General features: G+C 61.3%; 21 protein-coding genes. 20 read left to right on the forward strand and 1 reads right to left on the reverse strand.

Translation table 11 applies throughout. From position 1 onward, the window contains the following. The 20 genes from rsmH (at nucleotide 1) to KQ940_RS03445 (ending at nucleotide 23820) form a co-directional block, all read left to right on the forward strand. Nucleotides 1-939, forward strand: coding sequence for a 16S rRNA (cytosine(1402)-N(4))-methyltransferase RsmH (gene rsmH, locus KQ940_RS03350; RefSeq protein WP_217411689.1), 939 nt, complete (start codon nucleotides 1-3; stop codon nucleotides 937-939). Next, entirely contained in the window at nucleotides 936-1343 is a 408-nt protein-coding gene (gene ftsL / locus KQ940_RS03355; protein ID WP_217411691.1) for a cell division protein FtsL, read from the forward strand. Before rsmH ends, ftsL begins: the two co-directional genes overlap by 4 nt. Beyond that, entirely contained in the window at nucleotides 1330-3075 is a 1746-nt protein-coding gene (locus KQ940_RS03360) for a peptidoglycan D,D-transpeptidase FtsI family protein (protein ID WP_217411693.1), read from the forward strand. Before ftsL ends, KQ940_RS03360 begins: the two co-directional genes overlap by 14 nt. Then, nucleotides 3072-4583 (forward strand): UDP-N-acetylmuramoyl-L-alanyl-D-glutamate--2,6-diaminopimelate ligase, encoded by a 1512-nt coding sequence (locus KQ940_RS03365; protein ID WP_246589659.1) that lies wholly within the window; start codon nucleotides 3072-3074, stop codon nucleotides 4581-4583. Before KQ940_RS03360 ends, KQ940_RS03365 begins: the two co-directional genes overlap by 4 nt. Next, entirely contained in the window at nucleotides 4580-5977 is a 1398-nt protein-coding gene (locus KQ940_RS03370; RefSeq protein WP_217411695.1) for a UDP-N-acetylmuramoyl-tripeptide--D-alanyl-D-alanine ligase, read from the forward strand. Before KQ940_RS03365 ends, KQ940_RS03370 begins: the two co-directional genes overlap by 4 nt. 3 nt (nucleotides 5978-5980) lie before the next feature. Continuing rightward, nucleotides 5981-7063, forward strand: a complete 1083-nt coding sequence (gene mraY, locus KQ940_RS03375; RefSeq protein WP_217411697.1) for a phospho-N-acetylmuramoyl-pentapeptide-transferase — start codon at nucleotides 5981-5983, stop codon at nucleotides 7061-7063. A gap of 16 nt (nucleotides 7064-7079) precedes the next feature. Further along, nucleotides 7080-8435: a UDP-N-acetylmuramoyl-L-alanine--D-glutamate ligase gene (gene murD / locus KQ940_RS03380; protein WP_217411699.1), complete on the forward strand. Its 1356-nt coding sequence runs from the start codon at nucleotides 7080-7082 to the stop codon at nucleotides 8433-8435. Next, entirely contained in the window at nucleotides 8426-9703 is a 1278-nt protein-coding gene (ftsW, locus tag KQ940_RS03385; protein ID WP_217411701.1) for a putative lipid II flippase FtsW, read from the forward strand. The genes murD and ftsW overlap by 10 nt, the downstream gene beginning before the upstream one ends. 19 nt (nucleotides 9704-9722) lie before the next feature. Next, the gene (murG, locus tag KQ940_RS03390) at nucleotides 9723-10775 is read left to right on the forward strand and encodes an undecaprenyldiphospho-muramoylpentapeptide beta-N-acetylglucosaminyltransferase (protein ID WP_246589689.1); all 1053 of its coding nucleotides are present in this window, start codon (nucleotides 9723-9725) and stop codon (nucleotides 10773-10775) included. A gap of 41 nt (nucleotides 10776-10816) precedes the next feature. Further along, nucleotides 10817-12223, forward strand: coding sequence for a UDP-N-acetylmuramate--L-alanine ligase (murC, locus tag KQ940_RS03395; protein ID WP_217411809.1), 1407 nt, complete (start codon nucleotides 10817-10819; stop codon nucleotides 12221-12223). Further along, the gene (locus KQ940_RS03400; RefSeq protein WP_217411705.1) at nucleotides 12216-13199 is read left to right on the forward strand and encodes a D-alanine--D-alanine ligase; all 984 of its coding nucleotides are present in this window, start codon (nucleotides 12216-12218) and stop codon (nucleotides 13197-13199) included. The genes murC and KQ940_RS03400 overlap by 8 nt, the downstream gene beginning before the upstream one ends. A gap of 5 nt (nucleotides 13200-13204) precedes the next feature. Then, on the forward strand, nucleotides 13205-14029 hold the full coding sequence (locus tag KQ940_RS03405; RefSeq protein ID WP_246589661.1) for a cell division protein FtsQ/DivIB: 825 nt from the start codon (nucleotides 13205-13207) through the stop codon (nucleotides 14027-14029). A 7-nt stretch (nucleotides 14030-14036) separates the two neighbouring features. Next, complete coding sequence (gene ftsA / locus KQ940_RS03410) at nucleotides 14037-15287, forward strand: cell division protein FtsA (RefSeq protein ID WP_217411707.1); 1251 nt, start codon at nucleotides 14037-14039, stop codon at nucleotides 15285-15287. A gap of 66 nt (nucleotides 15288-15353) precedes the next feature. Next, entirely contained in the window at nucleotides 15354-16538 is a 1185-nt protein-coding gene (gene ftsZ, locus KQ940_RS03415) for a cell division protein FtsZ (protein ID WP_217411709.1), read from the forward strand. A gap of 148 nt (nucleotides 16539-16686) precedes the next feature. Then, nucleotides 16687-17607, forward strand: coding sequence for a UDP-3-O-acyl-N-acetylglucosamine deacetylase (gene lpxC, locus KQ940_RS03420; protein ID WP_217411711.1), 921 nt, complete (start codon nucleotides 16687-16689; stop codon nucleotides 17605-17607). A gap of 198 nt (nucleotides 17608-17805) precedes the next feature. After that, entirely contained in the window at nucleotides 17806-20562 is a 2757-nt protein-coding gene (gene secA, locus KQ940_RS03425; RefSeq protein ID WP_281419179.1) for a preprotein translocase subunit SecA, read from the forward strand. A 177-nt stretch (nucleotides 20563-20739) separates the two neighbouring features. Beyond that, nucleotides 20740-21957, forward strand: coding sequence for a bifunctional glutamate N-acetyltransferase/amino-acid acetyltransferase ArgJ (gene argJ / locus KQ940_RS03430; protein ID WP_217411713.1), 1218 nt, complete (start codon nucleotides 20740-20742; stop codon nucleotides 21955-21957). 5 nt (nucleotides 21958-21962) lie between these two features. Then, nucleotides 21963-22940, forward strand: a complete 978-nt coding sequence (locus tag KQ940_RS03435; protein WP_217411715.1) for a Nudix family hydrolase — start codon at nucleotides 21963-21965, stop codon at nucleotides 22938-22940. Then, nucleotides 22937-23545, forward strand: a complete 609-nt coding sequence (coaE, locus tag KQ940_RS03440; protein ID WP_246589663.1) for a dephospho-CoA kinase — start codon at nucleotides 22937-22939, stop codon at nucleotides 23543-23545. The genes KQ940_RS03435 and coaE overlap by 4 nt, the downstream gene beginning before the upstream one ends. Nucleotides 23546-23607: 62 nt before the next feature. Then, nucleotides 23608-23820, forward strand: a complete 213-nt coding sequence (locus KQ940_RS03445) for a DNA gyrase inhibitor YacG (RefSeq protein WP_217411717.1) — start codon at nucleotides 23608-23610, stop codon at nucleotides 23818-23820. A gap of 12 nt (nucleotides 23821-23832) precedes the next feature. Here the strand turns inward: KQ940_RS03445 and KQ940_RS03450 are convergent, their stop codons facing one another. After that, nucleotides 23833-24627: a prepilin peptidase gene (locus KQ940_RS03450; RefSeq protein ID WP_217411719.1), complete on the reverse strand. Its 795-nt coding sequence runs from the start codon at nucleotides 24625-24627 to the stop codon at nucleotides 23833-23835. Nucleotides 24628-24694 lie beyond the last annotated feature (67 nt).

Below are 24694 nucleotides of genomic sequence, written 5' to 3' on the forward strand. Positions count from 1 at the left end.
ATGCCGCAAGAGTTCAGCCATACAACGGTGCTGCTGGAGGAGGCTGTCTCGGCTCTTGTGGCGGATCCGGACGGTTTTTACGTGGATGGGACCTTCGGGCGCGGAGGGCATTCCGAGCGTATTCTGAGCCTGCTAAGCGACAGTGGGCGTTTGATGGCGATCGATAAGGATCCGACGGCGATCCGTCATGCGCAGGCGCGCTTTGCCGATGAGCCGCGATTCGACATTCGGCACGGCTCTTTTTCTGAGCTCCAACGTTTTGTTGAAGATGCCGGAATGTCGGAGCGGGTGTCCGGCATCCTGCTCGATCTGGGCGTGAGCTCGCCCCAGCTGGATGACCCGGATCGAGGTTTTAGCTTTCTCAATGATGGTCCTCTGGATATGCGGATGGATACCAGTCGCGGGGAGAGTGCGGCCGACTGGATAAACCGGGCCGGCGAGGAGGAGATCGCCGATGTCCTGTTCACCTACGGTGAGGAGCGCTTCTCCCGCCGTATGGCCAAGGCGATCGTCAGTGCCAGGCAGGAAGCGCCGATCACGCGCACCGCGCGACTGGCTGCGATTATCTCCGAGGCGAACCCGCGCTGGGAAAAGGGCAAGCATCCGGCTACCCGTGCCTTTCAGGGTATTCGCATCCATATCAACCGTGAGCTTGAGGATATCGAGCAGGTGCTGGAGCAGGCCCTGAGCGTGCTGGCAGTGGGTGGGCGTTTGGTGGTCATCAGTTTTCACTCGCTTGAGGATCGCCTGGTGAAAAGGTTTATCCGCAAGCATGTGAAGGGTGATGAGCATCTGCCGCCGGGTATACCGGTGACTCAGGCGATGCTGCGGCAGCGGCTGAAGACGGAGGGGAAGGCGGTGAAAGCCTCGGCGGCTGAGGTCGCAGCGAATCCCCGCTCGCGCAGCGCCGTGATGCGCGTGGCGGTGAAAACCGCATGAATATCTTCCGGCAGCGGCTGGAAAGGGTGAAAGCGCAGTTTATTCGCTCGGCGCAGGAACCTGAGGCCTCGAATAGGGTCACTGCGGTGCGTGCCGCTCCGGAAAAGCTGTTGGGTGCCGCTGATTTGGTCAAGCCGGCTGGCGTGATGGCAGTGATGATCGCCTTGGTGCTGGTGTCCGCGCTGATGGTGATCTACTCGGCGTACGAATATCGGAATCTGTTCAACCGGCATCAGGTATTGAGTTCGCAAGGTGACGAGTTGCAGGTGGAGTGGGGCCAGTTATTGCTCGAGGAGAGCGCCTGGAGCGCCAATAACCGCGTGGAAACCCAGGCAGAGAAAAAGCTGGATATGAGGATCCCGGAAGCGAAAGGGATAGAGATCGTACGGAATGAGTCGCGATAACCCTACAGTGAAGAGCAAAGGCGAGCAGAGCGTCCAAGCCATGGCCGCGCGCAGTTGGCGGCTGTGGCTGGTGTTCGCGCTGCTGGTGCTGATCGCCGGCGGTATACTGACCAAGATGCTGTCGCTCTCGACTGAGGATCAGGCGTTCCTGCGCAGCCAGGGGGACGCGCGCACGCTGCGTACCATGCTGTTGCCGGCGCATCGGGGCTTGATCACCGATCGCAATGGCGAGCCCTTGGCGGTCAGTGCACCGGTGGCGACGATCTGGGCCGACCCGAAGATGGTCGACCTGCATAACCCGCGTATTCGGCAGTTGGCACAGCTGATCGATATGTCGAGGGAGGAGCTGCTGCGTGACCTGAATGCCGATCGCGAGCGCCGCTTCCTTTATCTGAAACGTCAGGTGACGCCGGAGCTTGCCGAGAGCGTTGCGGCGCTCGATATCAACGGCATCCATGTGGACCAGGAGTACAAGCGCTACTACCCCGCTGCCGAGGTCACGACCCATCTGGTGGGTTTTACCAGTGTTGACGGTGAAGGGCAGGAGGGGCTTGAACTGGCGTTCAACGACTGGTTGCGTGGCGAGCCGGGCCGCAAGCTGGTGATGAAGGACAGGACCGGACGTACGATCAAGCATATCCGCTCGCTGGCGCCGGCCGAACCGGGCAAGGATCTGGCGCTCAGTATCGATCTGCGGCTGCAGTACCTGGCTTATCGGGAGCTCAAGGACGCAGTGAATACCCATCAGGCGGACTCAGGCTCGGTGGTGGTGCTCGACGTACGCACCGGTGAGGTGCTGGCGATGGTGAATCAGCCCTCCTATAACCCCAATGATCGCAGCAATCTGCTCACCTCGGCACTGCGCAACCGCGCCATGACCGATATCTTCGAGCCGGGGTCGACGATGAAACCGTTGACCGTGGCCACCGCATTGATGACCGGGCGTTACACGCCGGAAACCGAAGTCGATACTTCCCCCGGCTATATTCGTGTGCGCAATGCGACGATCCGCGATCACCGTAATTATGGCGTGCTGGACCTGACCGGGGTCATCACCAAATCGAGCAACGTGGGCGTTACCAAGCTGGCGTTGGATATGGCGCCGGATGAGATCCGCAACCTGATGCACAACGTCGGACTTGGTCAGGTCAGCGGTACCGGATTTCCCGGTGAGCGCACCGGCACCTTGCCCTTCCTGAGCGAGCGGCAGACTGTCGAGCGCTCCACCCTTGCTTATGGTTACGGCCTGTCGGTGACGCCGTTGCAGCTGGCGCACTCATACGTGCCGCTGGCATCCGGCGGCGTTCAACGCCCGATCTCACTGTTGCGGATCGATCCCGACAAGCAGCCGGAAGTTAAACGTGTGATGCCCAAACAGGTGGCCGATGAGGTGCTGGCGATGATGGAAACCGTCATCACGCCTCAGGGGACCGGGCGCCAGGCGGCGGTGGTCGGTTATCGCGTCGCCGGTAAGACAGGCACGGCGCACAAGGCCAGCGGCGGAGGTTATGCATCCGATCGTTATACCTCAGTCTTTGCCGGTATTGCGCCGGCCTCTCATCCTCGAATTGTTGTGGCGGTAATGGTTGATAACCCCAAAGGACAGGAGTACTACGGCGGTGAAGTGGCAGCGCCGGTGTTTTCACGAGTCGCAACGGACGCGCTGCGACTGCTCAATGTGCCGCCGGATAAATGGCCCGGCTCTGATACACAACAGGTGGTGACGAAATGATGACCGCCATGGGGATGCAGCTCAGCCAGCTTCTGCCTCAGGTGCCGCAACGACTTGCGGCCCTGCGCGTCTCTGGTCTCTGTATCGACAGTCGCAAGGTGCAGCCGGGCGATCTGTTTTTTGCCCGCTCCGGTGTGCAGCATCGAGGCGCGGATTTTATCGCTCAGGCGGCAGAGTCGGGCGCGGTGGTCGCTGTGGTGGATGAGCGAGAGCTGGCGGAGGACGCGGCGCAGCAGTTTACGATTCCGGTCTTGCGGGTGGCTGGTCTCGATGCCCAGTTGGGCTATGCCGCCAGTCGTTTCTATGGCGAGCCCAGTCGCGAGATGAGGGTTATCGGGATTACCGGTACCAATGGCAAGACCTCCTGTGCGCACTATCTGGCTCAGGCGCTGAATAGCTGCGGATTGCGCACCGCCTTGATCGGTACCGTCGGTAACGGTTTTCCCGGCCATCTACGTGAGGCAACGCATACCACCCCTGATCCGATCAGTCTGCAAGCCGAATTGGCGCGTCTGCGGGCCGAGGGTGCGCAGGCGGTGGTGATGGAGGTCTCCAGTCATGCGCTGGACCAGGGGCGGGTGGCCGGCGTGCAGTTCGACGCCGCGGCCTACACCAATCTGACCCACGATCACCTGGATTACCACGGTGATATGGCTTCCTATGCCAAAGCCAAGGCGCGTCTGTTTACCGATTACGGCGCGCCGCTGCAGGTACTCAACGCCGACGACGCCGAGTGTCGGGTGCTGCTGGCACAGCCCTGTCCTGCCGGTGGTGAGCGTATCGGCTTCTCGCTGCGTGATAGTACGGCACAGGTCTATGTCGATCAGCTGACGCTACGCGCCCAGGGGTTGATGTTCGAGTTACATACCCCCTGGGGTGAGGTCCTGGTTACCGCGCCGCTGCTGGGCGAGTTCAATGCCTCCAATCTGCTGCTGGTGGCGGCGTTGCTCGGTGGTCTGGGCTATGAGTTGAGCAATATTGCCTCGGCTCTGGCGCAGCTGGAGCCGGTATGCGGGCGGATGGAGCGGTTGAGCGCTCCGGGTATGCCAACGGTGATCGTCGATTACGCGCATACGCCGGATGCCCTGGAGAAATCGATTCAGGCGACGCGGGCGCACATGGAGGGTAATAGCCGTCTGTGGGTCGTATTTGGCTGCGGCGGAGATCGCGACAACGCCAAACGTGCCGTTATGGGACAAATAGCGGCGGCAGGTGCTGACGAAATCGTGCTGACCAGCGATAATCCGCGCTCCGAAAATCCACGCAGCATTATTCAGATGATCCATCAGGGTATTCCACAGGGGCGGACGGTGCATGTTGAACCGGATCGGGCGCGGGCTATTGCCTTTGCGGTCGCCGAGGCGGCACCAGTCGATATGGTGCTCGTGGCCGGTAAGGGGCATGAAACCTACCAGGAGATAAACGGTGTGCGCTCGGCGTTCAGTGACCAGGAACAGGTGCTCAAGGCACTGTCGGTCCGCGCGGCGAGTGAAGGGGCGAGCGCATGATTGCCGATTTTAGTCTGGCAAGACTGGCTGGCCTGCTCGAAGCACGAGCGGTTGCGTTGGATAACGCAACGCGCTGTGTTCGTGTCTGCACCGATACCCGCAAAGTAACCAAGGGGGATCTATTCGTCGCTCTGCGAGGAGTACGTTTCGATGCCCACGATTATGTCGGCGACGCCATTGGGAAGGGGGCTGTGGCTGCAGTGGTCGATCACGAGATCGATAGCGCGCTGCCGCAGTTGGTTGTCGCCGACACCTTACAGGCACTGGGCGAGCTGGGCCGGCATAACCGGCTCGGGTTCACCGGGCCGCTGTTTGCCGTCACCGGCAGTAGTGGCAAGACCAGTGTGAAAGAGATGCTGGCGTCGATGCTGGCAACCAGGGGCGCGACCCTGGCCACGCGGGGTAATCTCAACAACGAGATCGGCGTGCCGCTGACGTTGCTTGAGCTGGCGCCCGAACACCAGTATGCGGTCATCGAGCTGGGTGCGAGCGCGGTCGGTGAGATAGCGCGCACCACGAGAATGGCGATACCGCAGGTGGCCGTGTTGACCAACGCCCTGGGTGCGCACCTCGAGGGATTCGGCAGCCTGGATAATATCGTCACCGCCAAGGGCGAGATCTTTGAAGGCCTGGCCGACGCGGGGGTCGGCGTGGTCAACGCCGACGACCCTCATGCACAGCGCTGGCTGGAAAGGCTCGAACAGTTGGGCCGCCGGGTTTGTCGTTTCTCCATCAATGGCAATGCGGCGGAGCTCCAGGCGACCGACCTGACCCTGGGGGGCTCCGGCACCTGGGGCTGTGAACTGGCCTATGGCGAGGAGCGAGTCCGGCTGCAGCTCGGGGTCATGGGGCGACACAATATCGCCAACGCTGCCGCTGCCGCTGCTGCCTGGGTTGCGATGGGCTTCCCGCTTCAGCAGGCGGTCGAGGGGTTGGAGCGGTTCCAGGCGGTGTCGGGTCGACTCAATCCTTACCGGCTGGAGCAGGGTGCTCTGTTGATCGATGACAGCTACAACGCCAACCCGGGATCGGTTAAGGCCGCCATCGATGTGCTGGTTTCGCAGCCGGGCCCGCATACGCTGCTGCTCGGCGATATGGCGGAGCTGGGCGATGAGGCGGCAGAGTTGCATGCGGAGGTGGGGCGCTACGTTGCCGAGCGCGGGGTGGAGCAACTGATGGCCGTGGGTACGCTGTCGCAGCATGCGGCGCTGGCGGCGGCCGATGGCGGCTGCATGGCACGCCACTTTACCGATTTTGCCGACTTTCTGGACGCGCTGAAACAACTGGATCTGAGCGCCGGCACCCTGCTTGCCAAGGGGTCGCGCAGCGCAGGTATGGAGAGGGCGGTAAACGCCCTGAAAAGCGGGCCTCACCCGCAGAATGAGGAACACTGACACATGCTGCTTTTACTGACCGAGCTCCTGTCGCAGTTCTACAGTGGGTTTGCCGTATTCGGCTATATCACACTGCGCGGCATTTTGGGTGTGCTGACGGCGCTCGGCCTGTCGCTGTTTATCGGTCCGCGCCTGATTGCTCAGCTCAAGGCGAAGCAGATCGGTCAGGCGGTGCGCGACGATGGTCCCCAGAGCCACCTGAGCAAGGCCGGTACGCCGACCATGGGCGGTGCACTGATCATCCTGTCGATCGCCATCAGTACCCTGCTGTGGAGCGATCTGAGCAACCGCTACGTCTGGATCACACTCGCCGTGCTGTTGATCTTCGGCGCCGTGGGCTGGGTCGACGACTGGCGCAAGGTGGTGGAGAAAAACCCCCGCGGTTTGCCGGCTCGCTGGAAATATTTCTGGCAGTCGATCGGAGGCTTCGGCGCCGCCACGCTACTCTACTTTACCGCCCAGAGCCCGGTGGAAACCGAGTTGATCCTGCCATTCGTCAAGGATTTCTCGCTGCAGCTGGGATTGGGCTTCATCGTCTTTACCTATTTCGTCATCGTCGGCAGCTCGAACGCGGTCAACCTGACCGATGGTCTGGATGGTCTGGCGATCATGCCGACGGTGATGGTCGGCGGCGCATTGGCGGTATTCGCCTACCTGAGCGGACACGTGCAGTTCGCGAACTACCTGAATATCCCCTACGTGGCCGGTGCCGGTGAGCTGATCATCTTCTGTGGCGCCATTGTCGGTGCCGGGTTGGGGTTCCTCTGGTTCAACACCTATCCGGCCCAGGTATTCATGGGTGATGTCGGCGCGCTGGCCCTTGGTGCGGCCTTGGGTGTGGTCGCGGTGATCGTGCGCCAGGAGCTGGTGCTGGTGATCATGGGTGGGGTTTTCGTCATGGAAACGGTATCGGTGATCCTGCAGGTGGCGTCGTTCAAGCTGACCGGTCGGCGTATCTTCCGCATGGCGCCGATCCACCACCATTTTGAACTGAAAGGTTGGCCGGAGCCGCGCGTCATCGTGCGCTTTTGGATCATCACCGTGGTGCTGGTGCTGATCGGCCTGGCAACACTGAAAATTCGATAGCAGAGGCAGTAACGAGATGGGTTTGATCGCGACAGACAAAAGCCGGGTAGTGATCGGTCTGGGCAAGACCGGGCTGGCTTGCGCGCGCTATCTGGCCCGTCGCGGCTTGCCCTTTGCGGTCTGCGATACGCGCGAACAGCCGCCCTCTGCCGAGGCGTTTCGTGCCGAGTTTCCTCAAGTGCCGCTGTACTGCGGGCCGCTGGATGCGGACCTGCTGAGTCGGTACAGCGAGATCATCCTGAGCCCCGGCGTGGCGCAGGCGGATCCGGCAATACGTCAGGCCGTCGCCAATGGCGTGCGCCTCAGTGGCGACATCGATCTGTTTTGCGCAGAAGCCAGGGCGCCCATCGTGGCGATTACCGGCTCCAACGCCAAGAGCACGGTCACCACACTGGTCGGTGAGATGGCCAAGGCCGCCGGTGTGCGGGTGCTGGTGGGCGGCAACCTGGGTACGCCGGTGCTGGATCTGCTCGATGATCAGGCCGAACTGTATGTGCTGGAGCTGTCCAGCTTCCAGCTGGAAACCACCAACGATCTGCGCGCGGCAGCGGCAACCGTACTCAACATCAGCCCCGATCATCTCGATCGCTACGACTCGATGCAGGGCTACCACGCCGCCAAGCACCGTATCTACCGTGGCTGCGCGGTGGCGGTGGAGAACCGTGACGATGCGCTGACAAGGCCGCTGCTGCCCAAAGGGGTCAAGAAGGTCGAGTTCGGTCTGGGCAAACCGGATCTGAAGCAGTTTGGCCTGATCGAGCATCAGGGCTCGGTCTGGCTGGCGCAGGGGCTGGAGCCGCTGATCGATACGCGCGAGCTGAAGATCCGTGGTAGTCATAACCAGGCCAATGCCCTGGCCGCGCTGGCGCTGGGTGAGGCCGTTGGTCTGCCGATCTCTGCCATGTTGGAGGCGCTGAAGCTGTTCGGTGGACTGGAGCACCGCTGCCAGTGGGTGGCCGATCGTTGCGGACTGAGCTGGTTCAACGATTCCAAAGGTACCAACGTCGGCGCCACGCTGGCGGCGTTGAACGGTCTCGGCGCTACGCTGGAAGGTGAGGCGCGGATCCTGCTGATTGCCGGCGGCGAGGGTAAGGGGCAGAGCTTCGATGAACTGGATGCGCCGCTTGCCCGTTACGGTCGTGCGCTGATTCTGATCGGCCGTGATGGTCCGCAGATTGCGCGGGCGGTCGATGCCGTTGAGCACCATTTTGCTGCCGACATGACGCTGGCGGTTCAGCTTGCGGCCCGGCTCGGCCAACCGGGCGACGTCGTGCTGTTATCGCCGGCCTGTGCCAGCTTCGATATGTTCACCGGTTACCCGGCGCGGGGGCGGGCATTCGTCGATGCCGTGGAGGAGTTGGGATGCGACTGAGCCTATCGCTGCCCAAGGTAAAACTGCCTGCGCTGCCGCCGCAGCTGCTCAGTCGTGTCGGCGCCTCGACCGTGCCCGCGGTGCCGAAAGGGATTCTGCCGTTTGACCCCTGGTTGCTGCTGTCCACGGTTGCACTGGTACTGATCGGTTTCATCATGATCACCTCCGCATCGATGGACGTGGCAGCAAAGAATTTTGGCTCGGCCGGTTTCTTTATCGTTCGGCATGGCAGCTTCATGCTGCTCTCCTTGATTGGCGCCCTGATTGCGGTGCGCGTGCCGGTACAGGTGTGGGAAAAATACAGCGTGCCGTTGCTGTTTATCGGTCTGGCGTTGCTGATCCTGGTGTTGATTCCGGGGATCGGGCGCGAGGTGAACGGTAGCCGTCGCTGGATCGGTCTGGGGCCGGTTAACCTGCAGGCGTCCGAGATCGCCAAGGTGTGCATGGTGTTGTTCATGGGCGGTTACCTGGTGCGCCGGCTCAGTGAGGTGCGCAGCAGCTGGTGGGGGGTGATCAAGCCGGCATTTCCGCTGGCGCTGTACATGTTCGTGCTGATTCTGGAGCCGGATTACGGTGCCACCGTGGTCTTGGTCGGCACCGTGATGGGGATGATCTTCCTCGGCGGCATGCGGCCGCTGCAGTTTTTTATTCTGGTCGGTGTCGCCGGCTCTCTGGTCGGGGCGCTTGCCGGTTCCCAGTCTTACCGCATGGAGCGCCTGAAGAGTTTTACCGACCCCTGGGCTGATCCTTATGGCAGCGGTTACCAGCTGTCGCAGGCGCAGATCGCCTTCGGTCGCGGCGAGTGGTTTGGCACCGGGCTCGGCAACAGCGTGCAGAAGCTGTTCTACCTGCCCGAAGCGCATACCGACTTCGTTTATTCGGTGCTGGCGGAGGAGTTCGGGATCATCGGCGCGTTGATCGTCTGCGCTCTCTACGCGCTGCTGGTGGCGCGTATCTTCCTGATCGGGCGCCAGGCGGAGAAGCAGAAACAGTTTTTCATGGCCTACATCAGCTACGGTTTCGCCTTCATTATCGCCGGCCAGGCGATGATCAATATCGGTGTTAACGTGGGGGCGCTGCCGACCAAAGGGCTGACGCTGCCGCTGCTCAGCTATGGCGGCAGTAGTCTGCTGGTCTGTTGCGGCATGATCGCGATCGTGCAGCGGGTCGATTACGAGCTGAAGCGGATGCGCCTGGGGCTGCCATTGGCGGGCTCGAGCGGAAAGCGATCCAAGGCCGAGCAGAACCGGGAGGTGAAGAGTGGCTGATCCTCGTCGTGTGCTGATCATGGCCGGCGGTACCGGTGGTCATGTGTTTCCGGCGTTGGCGACCGCCGATGCGCTGCGCGCTAAGGGTATCGAAGTGGAGTGGCTGGGTACCGCGGCCGGCATCGAAGCGGATGTGGTCCCCAAAGCGGGGATCAACCTGCACTGCATCGATGTGCGGGGGGTGCGTGGCAAGGGGCGGTTGAAGCAGTTGTTCGCCCCCTTTGGCTTGCTGCTGGCGATCTGGCAGGCGTTCGGTGTGCTGCGTCGGGTCAAGCCCGATGCGGTATTGGGCATGGGCGGTTTTGCCTCGGGCCCGGGCGGTCTGGTTGCCTGGATGCTGCGTTGTCCATTGGTGATCCATGAGCAGAATGCGGTGGCCGGTACGACCAACCGTATTCTGGCCCGTTTCGCCAGCCGTGTGTTGCAGGCGTTTCCGCGGGCGTTCAGAGGTGAAAATCGGGGTGAGGTCGTGGGCAACCCGGTGCGCGGTCCGATCCTGCAACTGGCCGAGCCCGAACGGCGTCTGGCTGGACGCGAGGGCAGTTTGCGGCTGCTGGTGGTTGGCGGCAGTCTGGGCGCTCAGGCGATCAATCAGTTGGTGCCGAAAGCGCTGGCCCGGTTGCCGGTGGAGGCGCGGCCCGAGGTGTGGCACCAAACCGGTAAGCGGAACATCGACGATGTGCTCAAAGAGTACGCCGAGCTTGGCGTGGAGGGGCGTGTCGTACCCTTTATCGAACATATGGACGAGGCCTACGCCTGGGCGGATCTGGTGATCTGCCGCGCGGGGGCGCTGACGGTGAGCGAGCTGGCTATCGCCGGGGTGGCATCGGTGCTGATACCGCTGCCCCATGCCATCGATGATCATCAAACGGCCAATGCCGGATTCCTCAGTGAGGCCGGGGCCGGAGTGCGGATCGCTCAGCGCGAGCTGGATGCGGACAAACTGGTGCAACTGCTGAAGGACTTAGGCGATCGCAAGAAACTGCTGAATATGGCCAGGGCCGCACGTGCACTGGCTCAGCCCGAGGCCAGCGAGCGCGTGGCCCGGGTCTGTGTGGAGGTAATGAAGTGAAAGCTGATAGCGCAGCGATCAAAGTATACGAAGTGCCGGAGATGAGGCGTATCCGCCAGATCCACTTTGTCGGTATCGGTGGTGTCGGTATGTGCGGTATCGCCGAAGTGTTGCTCAATCAGGGCTACCGGATCAGCGGTTCCGATATGCGTGCATCGGCGGTAACCGCGCACCTGGAAAGCCTGGGTGCCGAGGTGTTCATCGGTCACTCCGAGGACAATATCCAGGGTGCCGATGTGGTGGTGACATCCTCTGCGGTTAAAGAGGACAACCCGGAGGTGCTGGCGGCGCGTGAGCTGCGTGTACCGGTGGTGCGTCGCGCGGAGATGCTGGCGGAGCTGATGCGCTACCGCCACGGTATCGCCGTTGCCGGCACCCATGGCAAGACCACGACCACCAGTCTGGTGGCGTCGATCCTGGCGGAGGCGGGCAAGGATCCGACCTTTGTCATCGGCGGTCGTCTGACCAGCGCCGGGACCAACGCCCAGCTTGGCGGCAGTCGCTATCTGGTGGCCGAGGCCGACGAGAGCGATGCCTCCTTCCTGCATCTGCAGCCGATGGTCGCCATCGTCACCAATATCGATGCCGATCATATGGATACCTATGACGGTGACTTCAACAAGCTGAAGCAAACCTTCGTCAGCTTCCTGCATCACCTGCCGTTTTACGGCCTGGCGGTGATGTGCACCGACGATCCCGTCGTGCGCGAGTTGCTGCCGGAAGTGAGCCGTCCGGTACTGACCTACGGCTTCGACGAGTCGGCCGATTTTCGCGCCGTGGAGATCAAGCAGGAGGGGTTTTGCAGCAGCTTCCGCGTCATCCGTCCCGACGGTCATGCCGATCTGCAGGTGGCGCTGAACATGCCGGGACGGCATAACGTGTTGAACGCCCTGGCGGCGATCGCGGTGGCAACCGACGAAGGGGTGGACGATCAGTCGATCTGCCGTGCCTTGGAGAGTTTCCAGGGTGTCGGCCGACGTTTCCAGGTACTCGGCGAGGTGCCGGTAGATGGTGGCAGCGTAACGTTGGTGGACGATTACGGTCACCACCCGCGTGAAGTGCAGGCCGTTATCCGTGCAGTACGCGACGGCTGGCCGGGACGCCGGCTGGTGATGGTGTATCAGCCGCACCGCTACACCCGTACCCGCGACCTGTATGAAGATTTCGTGCAGGTGCTGCAGGGGGTGGATCAGCTGGTGATGCTGGAGGTGTACTCTGCCGGCGAAGCGGCGATCCCGGGCGCCGACAGCCGCAGTCTCTGTCGCAGCATCCGCCAGCGCGGCAAGGAACCGGTATTCATCGAAAACCCGACGGAACTGGCCGATGCCCTGCGCAACCTGCTGAAACCGGGTGACCTGCTGTTGACGCAGGGGGCCGGCAACGTGACGGCGATCTCACACGATCTGGCACAACAGGATCTGACCAGTAGCGGAGGCCAGAATGTCTGACTTCAGAGTGGATGCGGCAGAGGCGCAAGCGCTGGGACGTGTCGCGGTGATCTATGGCGGTCTTTCGGCCGAGCGGTCGGTTTCGCTGAAGAGCGGTGCCGAGGTGCTCAAGGGGCTGCTGGCAGCGGGTGTCGATGCCTTCGGTATAGATCTTGGCGGCGAGGGGCAGGACCCGCTGGCGCAACTGATGACGGCGGAGTTCGATCGGGCCTTCCTGATCCTGCACGGTCGTGGCGGTGAGGATGGCACCATCCAGGGCGTACTGGAGATGATGGGTAAACCCTATACCGGCAGCGGTGTAGCCGCTTCTGCTCTGGGCATGGACAAGCTGCGTACCAAGCAGCTCTGGTGTGGTGGCGGCTTGACCACGCCGGCGTTCGCCGTGATCGGCGAGCAGGTCGATCTGGATGCGGTTGCCGAACAGCTCGGTTTTCCGATTATGGTCAAACCGATCCACGAAGGATCAAGCATCGGTATGGCCAAGGTGAACAACCGTGATCAGCTCGAGATCGCCGTTAAAGAAGCGCAGCGATTCGATTCCGCTGTCCTGGCCGAGCGCTGGATCAGCGGTCCGGAATACACCGTCGGGGTGTTGGGCGGTCGCGCCCTGCCGATCATTCGGCTGGAGACGCCGCACGATTTTTACGATTTCAACGCCAAGTACGAGGCTGACGATACCCGCTATCTGTTCGACACCCAGCTCAGCAAGGCCGAGGAGGCCGAGCTGAAAACACTGATTGAGCAGGCGTTTGCCATGGTCGGCTGCCGTGGCTGGGGACGGGTGGACGTGATGTTGGATGAGCGGGGCTGTTTCCAGCTGCTGGAGGTCAATACCGCACCCGGCATGACCGATCACAGTCTGGTGCCGATGGCGGCGCGTGAGGCCGGTATCTCCTTCGAGCAGCTGGTGGTCGAGATTCTGCGCACCGCGACGCTCGATAACGCCGCTCCAGAAGAACAGAAAGGCGGAGGTTAAGCCTCATGCTGATGACGCTGCCGTGGAGAAACCGCACACCCGAGCTCGCCGAAGTCGAGCCGGTGCGCGGTGCCGCCCGTGCAGCGGCGGTGGCGCCGAACGAGCAGGACAATGACTGGTATTGGCGTCCCCTGGTTCTGCTCACCTTGCTGGTGGTGTTTGTCGGTATCGCCACCTCCGCGGGACGCGATCTCTGGCGCTGGCTGGACCAGCCGGTGGCGGAGGTGCGGATCGCCGGTGCGGTGCGCCATCTGGACAAGCAACTGATCGCTCAGGATCTGGCGGCCAGTATCGACAGCACGCTGCTGGATCTGGATCTGCAGCGCTTGCGCGACCGGGTCATCCAGGAGCCCTGGGTGCACGATGCCACGATCAGTCGGCAGTGGCCGCCTGCATTGCGGGTCAATGTCATCGAAGAGGTGCCGGTAGCGCGCTGGGGCGACAAGGGGTTGCTGAACCACCAGGGGGATATCTTCTGGCCGGAGCTGAAACCCGAGTATGTGAGTTTGCCGAAGCTGAGCGGGCCGGCACATGAAACGGTGAAGATCATGGAGCAGTTTCACGATCTGACGCCCATGTTCGCCGCCAATGGACTGAAGGTGGCCGGGCTGACACTGGAACCGCGCGGAGCCTGGACCATCGATCTGGACAACGGCATCCGCGTAGTGGCCGGGCGGGAGCAGTTGATACCACGACTCAAGCGTTTTCTCGCCGTGTACCGGCTGACGCTTGCAGCGCGTGCGGAAGAGATAGAGCAGATCGATATACGTTATCCCAATGGCGTCGCCGTGCGTTGGCGCGCCGTAGAGACAAATGAAAATGCAGGATAGAGGGTCAATGGGCCAAAGTAACATGATTGTCGCGCTGGATATCGGGACATCGAAGGTGGTGTGCCTGGTGGGTGAGATTACCGACAGCGGGGCGATCGAGATTGTCGGTGTCGGATCCCACCCGTCGCGTGGACTCAAGCGCGGGGTGGTGGTCAACATCGAGTCGACCGTGCACTCGATTCAGCGTGCGGTCGAAGAGGCGGAGCTGATGGCCGGCTGCAAGATCCATTCGGTGACCGTGGGTATTGCCGGCAGCCATATCAGCAGCCACAACTCCCATGGCATTGTCGCGGTCAAGGATCGTGAGGTGTCGGAGTACGACTTGGAGCGGGTGATCGATGCGGCGCGCGCGGTGGCGATTCCGGCGGATCAGAAGATTCTGCATATCCTGCCGCAGGAGTATCTGATCGATCATCAGGAGGGGATTCGGGAACCCTTGGGGATGTCAGGAGTCCGTCTGGAGGCCAAGGTGCATCTGGTCTGCTGCGCAATCAATGCGGTGCAGAATATCGAGAAGTGCATCCGCCGTTGCGGTCTGGAGGTGGATGCCGTGGTGCTGGAGCAGCTGGCATCGAGCTACTCGGTGCTGACCGACGATGAGAAGGATCTGGGTGTCTGCCTGGTCGATATCGGCGGCGGTACTACCGATATCGCCGTCTTCACCGGCGGTGCCATTCGCCACACGGCGGTAATACCGGTGGCCGGGGACCAGGTCACCAACGATATCGCCATGGCGCTGCGCACGCCGACGATCAACGCCGAGCAGTTGAAGATCAAGTACGCCTGTGCGCTGGCCCAGCTGGCGCGTCCGGAAGAGACGATCAAGGTGCCGAGCGTCGGCGATCGTCCCTCCCGTGACCTGTCACGCCAGGCGCTGGCCGAGGTGGTCGAGCCGCGCTACGAGGAGCTGTTCACCCTGGTTCAGGCGGAGCTGCGTCGCTCCGGATTTGAAGATCTGGTTGCCGCCGGTGTCGTGTTGACCGGCGGCACATCGAAAATGGAGGGGGCGGTCGAGCTGGCGGAGGAGATCTTCCATATGCCGGTGCGGCTTGCCCGTCCTCAGGGGGTGCGGGGAATGGAGGATCTGCTGGGCAACCCGATCTACGCCACGGGCATAGGGTTGCTGCACTATGCCCGGGCGGATCACGGCCCGGCAGCACCGGAACTGATTCAACGGGAAACGGATGTGAAGCGGACAGTGCCGGCGGGGCCGGGCTTTTTGCAACGCATCAAAACCTGGTTACAGGGTAATTTCTAACATTTTTGCAACAAAAGACGTCATGCGCCGGAAGGTAGTCGTAGGCGCTGAGGGGGAGGAAGAGCAATGGAATTTGAACTGATCGAAAACGTCCAGCAGAACGCGGTAATCAAAGTGGTCGGTGTCGGTGGCGGTGGCGGTAACGCCGTGCAGCATATGGTGAACAACCTGGTAGAAGGGGTTGAGTTCATCTGTGCCAATACCGATGCCCAGGCACTGCACCGCATGTCGGCACAGACCTCCCTGCACATTGGCGGAGAGCTGACCAAGGGGTTGGGTGCCGGCGCCAATCCGGAAGTGGGCCGCACGGCCGCACTGGAGGATCGCGAGCGGATCGCGGAAACGCTTAACGGTGCCGATATGGTGTTCATCACCGCCGGCATGGGGGGCGGCACCGGTACCGGTGCTGCACCGATCGTGGCGGAGGTTGCCCGCGAGCTGGGTATCCTGACCGTGGCGGTGGTGACCAAACCCTTCCCGTTCGAAGGCAAGAAGCGGATGAAGATCGCCGAGGAGGGGATTCGTGCACTGCGCGAAAACGTCGACTCGCTGATCATCATCCCGAACGAGAAACTGATGCAGGTGCTGGGCAAGAACTGTTCGCTGATCAATGCGTTCAGCGCTGCCAATAACGTGCTCAAGGGCGCCGTGCAGGGGATCGCGGACCTGATCACCCGTCCGGGCATGATCAACGTCGACTTCGCCGACGTGCGCACCGTGATGTCCGAGATGGGCATGGCGATGATGGGTACCGCCGTTGCGCGCGGCGATAACCGTGCCCAGGAGGCGGCCGAGGCGGCGATCCGCAGCCCGCTGCTCGAGGATATCGACCTCAAGGGCGCCAGCGGTGTACTGGTCAACATCGCCGCCGGTGAAGATCTCAGCCTGGGTGAGTTCACCGAGGTGGGTAATATCGTCGAGGAGTACGCCTCCGAAGATGCCACTATCGTCATCGGGACCGTGATCGATCCGGAACTGGGCGAGGATATCAAGGTCACTGTAGTGGCCACCGGCCTGGACCGGGACAATGAGCAGGAGCTTCGCGTGGTGCACTCCAAGGCGCCCAGCGGTCGCAAGGCTGACGGTTCTCTGAATCTCGATCAGATCGAACTGCCGACGATTCTGCGCCGCCAGCGTGAAGAAGCGCTGCTGGACAAGCCGGTCGAGAAGCGCACAACCGAGGGCGGACGCCAGGACAGCGATTACGGTTTGCTGGATATCCCCACCTTCCTGCGCCGTCAGGCTGACTGATCGCGTAGCGAGGCGGCAGGGTGCGTGAGTGAATGAGCACGCTCATTGATCGGCGACGTGCCATTCCCGGTGGTTATCTTGTGGTTGGCCTATCACATTTTTGTTAGGATAGGCCGTTATTTTGACCGACAACTTCACGGCAGGACGGATGATCAAGCAACGCACCCTGAAAAACAGCATTAAAGCGACCGGTATTGGCCTGCACTCCGGGCAGAAGGTTTTCATGACCCTGAAACCGGCACCGGCCAATTCGGGCATCCGTTTCCGTCGCGTCGACCTGGATCCGGTGGTCGAAATTCCGGCGTATGCGTTGAATGTGGTCGATACCATGCTGTCCACCAATATCTCGAAAGAGGGTGTGCGTGTCGCGACGATCGAGCATCTGATGTCGGCGCTGGCCGGTTTGGGCATCGATAACCTGGTGGTCGAGCTGAGCTCCGAAGAGGTGCCGGTGATGGACGGCAGTGCCGCGCCGTTCGTGTTTCTGATCCAGTCCGCCGGTATCGAGGAGCTGGATGCACCGAAAGAGTTCATCCGGATCAAGCGCGAAGTGCGTGTCAGCAGCGATGACAAACTGGCCTGCTTCAAGCCGTTCAACGGCTTCAAGGTCGGCTTCAAGATCGATTTCAACCATCCGCACCCCGCCTTCAATACGGGTAACCAGGAAGCGGCGCTGGACTTCTCCAGCTCCTCCTACGTGAAAGAGGTAAGTCGGGCGCGTACCTTCGGCTTCATGCGCGATATGGAGTACCTGCGTTCGCAGAATCTGGCCCTGGGCGGCAGCTTCGATAACGCCATCGTGGTCGATGACTTCCGGGTGCTCAATGACGAAGGGTTGCGCTACAGCGACGAGTTCGTCAAGCACAAGATTCTGGACGCGGTGGGCGATCTCTACCTGCTGGGCAAGAGTCTGATCGGTGAGTTTTACGGCTACAAGTCCGGCCACTACCTGAACAACATGCTGCTGCGTAAGCTGCTCGAAACCGAGGATGCTTATGAGGTGGTCACCTTCGAAGACAGTGAAGAGTTGTCGCCGATCTCGTATCAACGCCCGGCTGCTGCGGTCTGACGGGTCGTTACGGGCCTGTGGCAACGGGATCTTAACAGCGGGGTCGAACTCAGGTTCGGCCCCGTTGCGTTTTAATCTTCACTTGCCATTCTACTATCCGGCCCAATATTAGGTAGAATGTGCCGTTAATCCAGTCATGCAGACACCCCTCGGGATGAGCCCGACCCGCTTTGCATTCAACCGGTTAAAAGTCGAATTATGCTGACATCACTACTCAAGAAAGTTTTCGGAAGTAAGAACGATCGCGAACTCAAACGGATGGGACGGATCGTCAAGCAGATCAATGCGCTGGAGCCGGAGTTCGAACAGCTCTCGGACGAGGAGCTCAGGGCGCTGACCGCCGGCTTCCGGAAACGGCTTGAGGAGGGTGAGTCACTCGACCACCTGCTGCCGGAGGCGTTCGCCAATGCACGCGAAGTGTCCAAGCGGGTGATGGGGATGCGCCACTTCGACGTGCAGTTGATCGGTGGCATGGCCTTGCATGACGGTAAGGTCGCCGAGATGCGCACCGGTGAGGGTAAAACCCTGGTGGCGACACTGGCGGTCTACCTGAATGCGCTGGAGAGCAAGGGCGTTCACGTGGTCACCGTCAACGACTACCTGGCCAGCCGCGATGCCGAGTGGATGCGCCCGCTGTATGAAGCCTTGGGTCTGAGCGTCGGCGTGATCCTGTCCGGACAGAGTTCGGAGGAGAAGCGTGCCGCCTACGCGTGCGATATCACCTACGGCACCAACAACGAGTTCGGCTTCGATTACCTGCGTGACAACATGGCGTTCAGCGTTGCCGACAAGGTACAGCGCGACTTCAACTACGCGGTGGTCGACGAGGTCGACTCCATCCTGATCGACGAGGCGCGCACGCCGTTGATCATCTCCGGTCCTGCGGAGGACAGCTCGGCCACCTACAAGGCGATCAATCAGCTGATCCCGCGTCTGAAGCAGTTCCACGGTGAGATCGACCCTAAAGACACCGAGCAGGTGATCGAGGAGCATTTCAGCGTCGACGAGAAAAACCGCAGTGTCGAGCTGACCGAAGCCGGTCACCAGCTGGTCGAGGATCTGCTGATCGAGGCCGGTCTGCTGCAGGAGGGCGAGAGCCTCTACGCGCCGCAGAACCTGAACCTGCTGCACCACGTCCTGGCCGGTCTGCGCGCCCACTACCTGTTCCAGCGTGACAAGGACTACATCGTTCAGAACGGTCAGGTGGTGATCGTCGACGAGCACACCGGGCGTATCATGCCGGGACGCCGCTGGTCGGAAGGCCTGCATCAGGCCGTGGAGGCGAAAGAGGGGGTGGCGATCCAGCAGGAGAGCCAGACCCTGGCATCCACCACCTTCCAGAACTACTTCCGTCTGTATGAAAAGCTCTCCGGCATGACCGGTACCGCCGATACCGAGGCGTTCGAGCTGCGTCAGATCTACGGCCTGGATGTGGTGGTCATCCCCACCAACCGTCCGGTAGCGCGTATCGATTACAACGACCTGGTTTACCTGACCATGGAGGAGAAGTACCAGGCGATCGTCAAGGAGATCCGCCACTGCCAGGAGAACAACCGTCCGGTGCTGGTGGGTACCGCTTCGGTGGAGTCCTCCGAACTGATCTCCGCGCTGCTCAAGCGCGAAGGGATTGCGCATAACGTGCTCAACGCCAAGAACCATGGCCGCGAGGCCGAGATCATCGCCGAAGCGGGCCGTCCGGGCGCTGTGACCATCGCCACCAACATGGCCGGTCGCGGTACCGACATCAAGCTCGGCGGCAAGCTGGAAGCGGAGCTGGAAGCACTCGAGGATGATAGCCAGGCCCAGGTCGATGAAGCGACTCAGGAGTGGCGCAAGCGTCACGATATCGTGATCGAAGCCGGCGGTCTGCACATCATCGGTACCGAGCGTCATGAATCCCGCCGTATCGATAACCAGCTGCGTGGCCGTGCCGGTCGCCAGGGCGATCCGGGTTCCTCACGCTTCTTCCTGTCATTGGAAGATGACCTGATGCGCATCTTCGCCTCCGACCGCGTACGTCAGTTCATGCAGGCGCTGGGGATGGAGAAGGGCGAAGCGATCGAGCACAAGATGGTCAGCAACGCGATAGAGAAGGCCCAGCGCAAGGTCGAGGGGCGCAACTTCGATATCCGTAAAACCCTGCTCGAGTACGATGACGTCTCCAACGATCAGCGTTCGGTGATCTACGATCAGCGCAACCAGCTGATGGAGACGGACGATATCTCCGATACCGTGGATGCGGTACGTACCGAGGTGATCGACAACCTGATCAACGAGTATATTCCGCCGCAGAGCCTGGAGGAGACCTGGGACGTGGCGGGGCTGGAGAAGTCACTGGAGAGCGACTTCGCCGTCAAGCTGCCATTGCAGCAGTGGCTGGACGAGGATGACAGCCTGCATGAAGAGCCGTTGCGTGAGCGGATTCACGAATCGATCGTCGGTGCCTATCGCGCCAAAGAGGCGCTGGTCGGTGCCGAAACCATGCGCATGTTCGAGAAGCAGGTGATGCTGCAGGTGATCGATACGTTGTGGAAGGAGCATCTGCAGACCATGGACCTGCTGCGCCAGGGTATTCACCTGCGCGGTTATGCCCAGAAAAACCCGAAGCAGGAGTACAAGCGCGAAGCGTTCAACCTGTTCCAGAACCTGCTTGAGAACATCAAGCGCGATGTGATCCGTATCCTCAGCCATGTTCAGGTGCGCCAGCCCGAAGATGTGGAGGCGATGGAGCGCGAGCGTCGCGAGCAGGCGGCCCGTCAGCAGATGGACTTCCAGCATGCGCAGAGTTCGGCAGTCGCCGAAGAGCAGGCTCAGGCCGAGTCTCGGCAGGCGCAGGCAGCCGCTGACGAGGGCGGTGTCGCCACCGTCGTGCGCGATCATCCCAAGGTCGGACGCAACGACCCCTGCCCCTGCGGTTCCGGCAAGAAATACAAACAGTGTCATGGCCGTCTCTGACGGTCGTGTGCAGATAAATCCCTATATTTTTTGAAGCAGCTTCGGCTGCTTTTTATGTACAGGATGTACTGTATCCCGCGGGCGCAGGCAGCTTTATGCTCCTGCAAAAGCTGCATTCACGCCATCCATGGCGTTCAGGCGCAATAGCGGGGCTTTCTTTTTTGAGAGGTATGAATAATGGCTGTAGGTCCCGATACTCTGCCCGAACTGAAACCCGTCGATGGCTTCCGCATCGGTATTGCCAGTGCCGGCATCAAAAAGCCGGGGCGCCGTGATGTGGTGCTGATGGAGGTGTGCGAAGGCGCGTCTGTTGCCGGTGTGTTCACCAAGAATGCGTTCTGCGCCGCGCCGGTCACGCTATCGAAAAAGCATCTGGCCTCGGGCGCCATTCGCTACCTGCTGGTCAACACCGGCAACGCCAATGCGGGTACCGGCGAGCAGGGGATGGCGGATGCCGTTCGCTGCTGTGATGCGGTTGCGGAGCTTGCAGGTGTGGCGCGTGAGGCGGTGCTGCCGTTCTCGACCGGCGTGATAGGCGAACCCCTGCCTGTGGATAAGATCGTAGCGGTGCTCGACGACGCCAAGGCGGACCTGAACGACAACAACTGGCTCAATGCCGCGCACGGCATCATGACCACCGATACCCGCGCCAAGGCCGCCTGCGAGCAGTTCGAGTACCAGGGCAAGACCGTTACCTTGACCGGTATCTCCAAGGGCGCCGGTATGATCATGCCGAACATGGCCACCATGCTCGGTTACGTCGCCACCGACGCGGCTGTCCCCCAGCCGTTGCTGCAGCAGTGGTTGTCCCGGGCGGCGGACAGGTCGTTCAACCGTATCACCATCGACGGCGATACCTCCACCAACGACTCCTGCATCCTGGTCGCGACCGGCCGCAGCGGTGTCAGTATCGATGCCGAGAGTAGCGAGTCGGCCGATCTGTTCGTGGCGGCACTGAACCGGATCATGCTCAACCTGGCGCAGGCGATCGTGCGGGACGGCGAGGGTGCGACCAAATTCGTCGAGGTGCGTGTCGAGCAGGCGGCCAGCGTCGAAGAGGCGCTGCAGGTGGCGTACACCATCGCCCACTCGCCACTGGTCAAGACCGCACTCTACGCCTCCGACCCCAACTGGGGTCGTATCCTCGCCTGCGTCGGCCGTGCCGGAGTGCAGAATCTGGATCTGAATGCGCTGGAGATCTACCTTAACGACGTTTGCATCGTCGAGAAGGGCGGCCGCGCAGCCGGTTATACCGAAGAGCAGGGGCAGGCGGTGATGGATGGCGAGGAGATCCTGATCCATGTCGTGCTCAAGCGTGGCGATGTGCGCGAATCGGTCTGGACCACCGATCTGTCCACCGAGTACGTCCATATCAATGCGGACTACCGTAGCTGATTCAGATGTCGAACACGAAATTGATCCACGTTGCCGCGGCGATCATCGTCGACTCACAAGGTCGAATACTGATCGCCAAACGCGATGCGTCGCAACACCAGGGCGGACTCTGGGAGTTTCCCGGCGGCAAGGTCGAGTCCGGTGAACCGGTCGAGCTGGCGCTCAGACGGGAGCTCGATGAGGAGCTTGGCATTCAGGTCGAGCATGCCCGCCCACAGATCCGCATCACCCACCACTATCCGGATAAATCGGTGCTGCTGGATGTCTGGCGTGTCGAGCGTTTTGGCGGTGAGGCTCATGGGCGTGAAGGGCAGCCGATCCGCTGGGTGGAGCCCGGGGCGCTGGTCGATTACCAGTTTCCGGCGGCGAACGGGCCTATAGTGGCTGCGGCGCAGTTGCCGGATCGGCTGTCGATTACCGGTGATATTGCTGCACTGGGAGCTTCCCCCGAAGAGCGAGAAGTCGAGCTTCTTCGGCGCGTGCAACCTTTGTTAAATCAGCAGGGGCAACTGCTGATGCTCAGATCACCGACTCTGAGTGAAGAGGAGTTGTCTCGTCACTATGGGGTTTTGAGGCCGTTGTGCGATGCCGCTGACTTAGCCCTGATCTTGAATGGTTCGATTGAACTGGCGAATGCGCTGGGCGCCGACCGTCTGCATCTGACAGCCCAACGTTTGATGGCATTGAGATCTCGCGACCGGTTTGCCGGGCGCTGGCTCAGCGCCTCCTGTCATAATCTTGAAGAGCTGCGGCGAGCGGAGTCGCTGGGACTGGACTTCGTCACCCTGTCGCCGGTGGCGCCGACCGCCTCGCATCCCGGTGCCCCGGTGCTGGGATGGAGAAAATTCCGTGAACTGACCGAGCAGTGTGCGATACCCGCCTATGCACTGGGCGGTTTGCTGGACACCGATCTGGATGCCGCTTGGCAGCATGGCGCACAGGGGATCGCATCGATCTCCTCGTGGTGGAGTGAGGGCGTATGAATGCTCCACTGAAGGTAGGTTTGACCGGCGGCATCGGTAGCGGCAAGAGCGCCGCGACGGCGCTGTTTGCCGAGCTGGGCGTACCGGTTATCGATGCCGACATCATCGCACGAGAGGTGGTTCAGCCCGGTGAATCGGCGTTGCAACGCATCGCCGATCACTTCGGTAGCGAAGTCCTGCTTTCCGACGGCGGTCTAGATCGTGCCCGCCTGCGCGAGATTATTTTTAACGACAACAGTGAAAAGGCATGGCTTGAGGCGCTGCTTCATCCATTGATACGTGAGCGTATCGTCGAGCGCATCTCTCAGACGGGACCTGCCTACCTGATACTGGTCTCGCCTTTGTTGATCGAGAGCGGGCAGGACCGGTTGGTCGATCAGGTCATCGTGGTCGATGTAGACGAGCAGACCCAGATGGAGAGAACCCTGGCCCGTGACGGGGTCGATCGCGAGCAGGTCGAACAGATCCTGGCGGCACAGATGAGTCGGCAGGCCAGATCTGCCCGAGCCGACTATCTTATAGACAACCGCGGCGACCTGGCCGCGCTGCGTGAACAGGTCGAGCGCATTCATCACGCCTTGCTCAAACAAGCGTGTGGGGAGTAGGTGTGCCGGATAACCTGTGGTGCGTGCTAACTAAAAAAGCAGTGAGCGATAAAGAACGAGTTATGACCAAAACCATCAACTGCCCGCAATGCGGCAAGCCGACCCTGTACAGCCCGGAAAACAGTTACCGTCCCTTCTGCAGCAAGCGTTGCCGTCTGATCGATCTGGGTGAGTGGGCAAGCGAAGGGTACCAGATACCGCTGGAGCCGAGTATGGACGACTACAGCACCGGTTTAGAGGCCGAGGAGCAGGTATTTACGCCCAAGCTGCACTAAGGGCTGTGCAGATCAGACCAGCAGCATACCCAGGTACCAGTCATTGATCTGAGCGCCCCAGATAAGCGCAATCCATCCGGCGATGGCGAGATAGGGGCCGAAGGGCAGAGGGTTGGCGGCTTGATGCCGCTTGGCAGCCATTAGCGAGAGCGCCAGCACAACGCCGACTACCGACGACAGCAGAATAGTCAGGGGTAAAACTTCGAACCCGCCCCAGGCACCGATTGCCGCCAGCAGCTTGAAATCACCATAACCCATCCCCTCCTTGCCGGTCAGCAGCTTGAAGATCCAGTATACGCTCCAGAGCACCAGATACCCCGCTGCCGCTCCGTAGACGGCATGCTCCAGGGAGGTGAAGGTGCCTTGGCTATTGAGCAGTAACCCGAGCCAAAGCAGGGGTAGGGTCAGCCGGTCGGGCAGCAGCTGATGATCGATATCGATAAAGGTCAGCGCGATAAAACTCCAGGTCAGCGCCAGCAATCCCGCGCCTTCCAGTCCCAGTCCAAAGTGCCAGCCGATAAAGCCACCCAGTAATCCGGTCAGTAGTTCGACGGCGGGGTAGCGCAGGGATATGGAAGTAGCGCATCCGCTGCACCGCCCTCTGAGTGCGATATAACTGAGCAGCGGAATATTTTCATACCAGCGGATCAGATGGCCGCAGTTGCCGCAACGAGAGGCGGGAACCGCCAGGTTGAATGGCTCGTCGGCCTGTTCTGATTGATCATCCTCAGCAAGTTGGGCCTGCCACTCGCGCTCCATCATCACCGGGAGCCGGTAGATCACCACATTCAGAAAACTGCCGACCATCAACGAGAGAACAAGGGCTGCTACGCCTGTAGCGAGCCCCGGTTGAACCAATAGGTCGATTACAGAA

Source organism: Marinobacterium ramblicola (assembly GCF_019084545.1).
GTDB classification, from domain to species: Bacteria; Pseudomonadota; Gammaproteobacteria; order Pseudomonadales; family Balneatricaceae; genus Marinobacterium_D; species Marinobacterium_D ramblicola.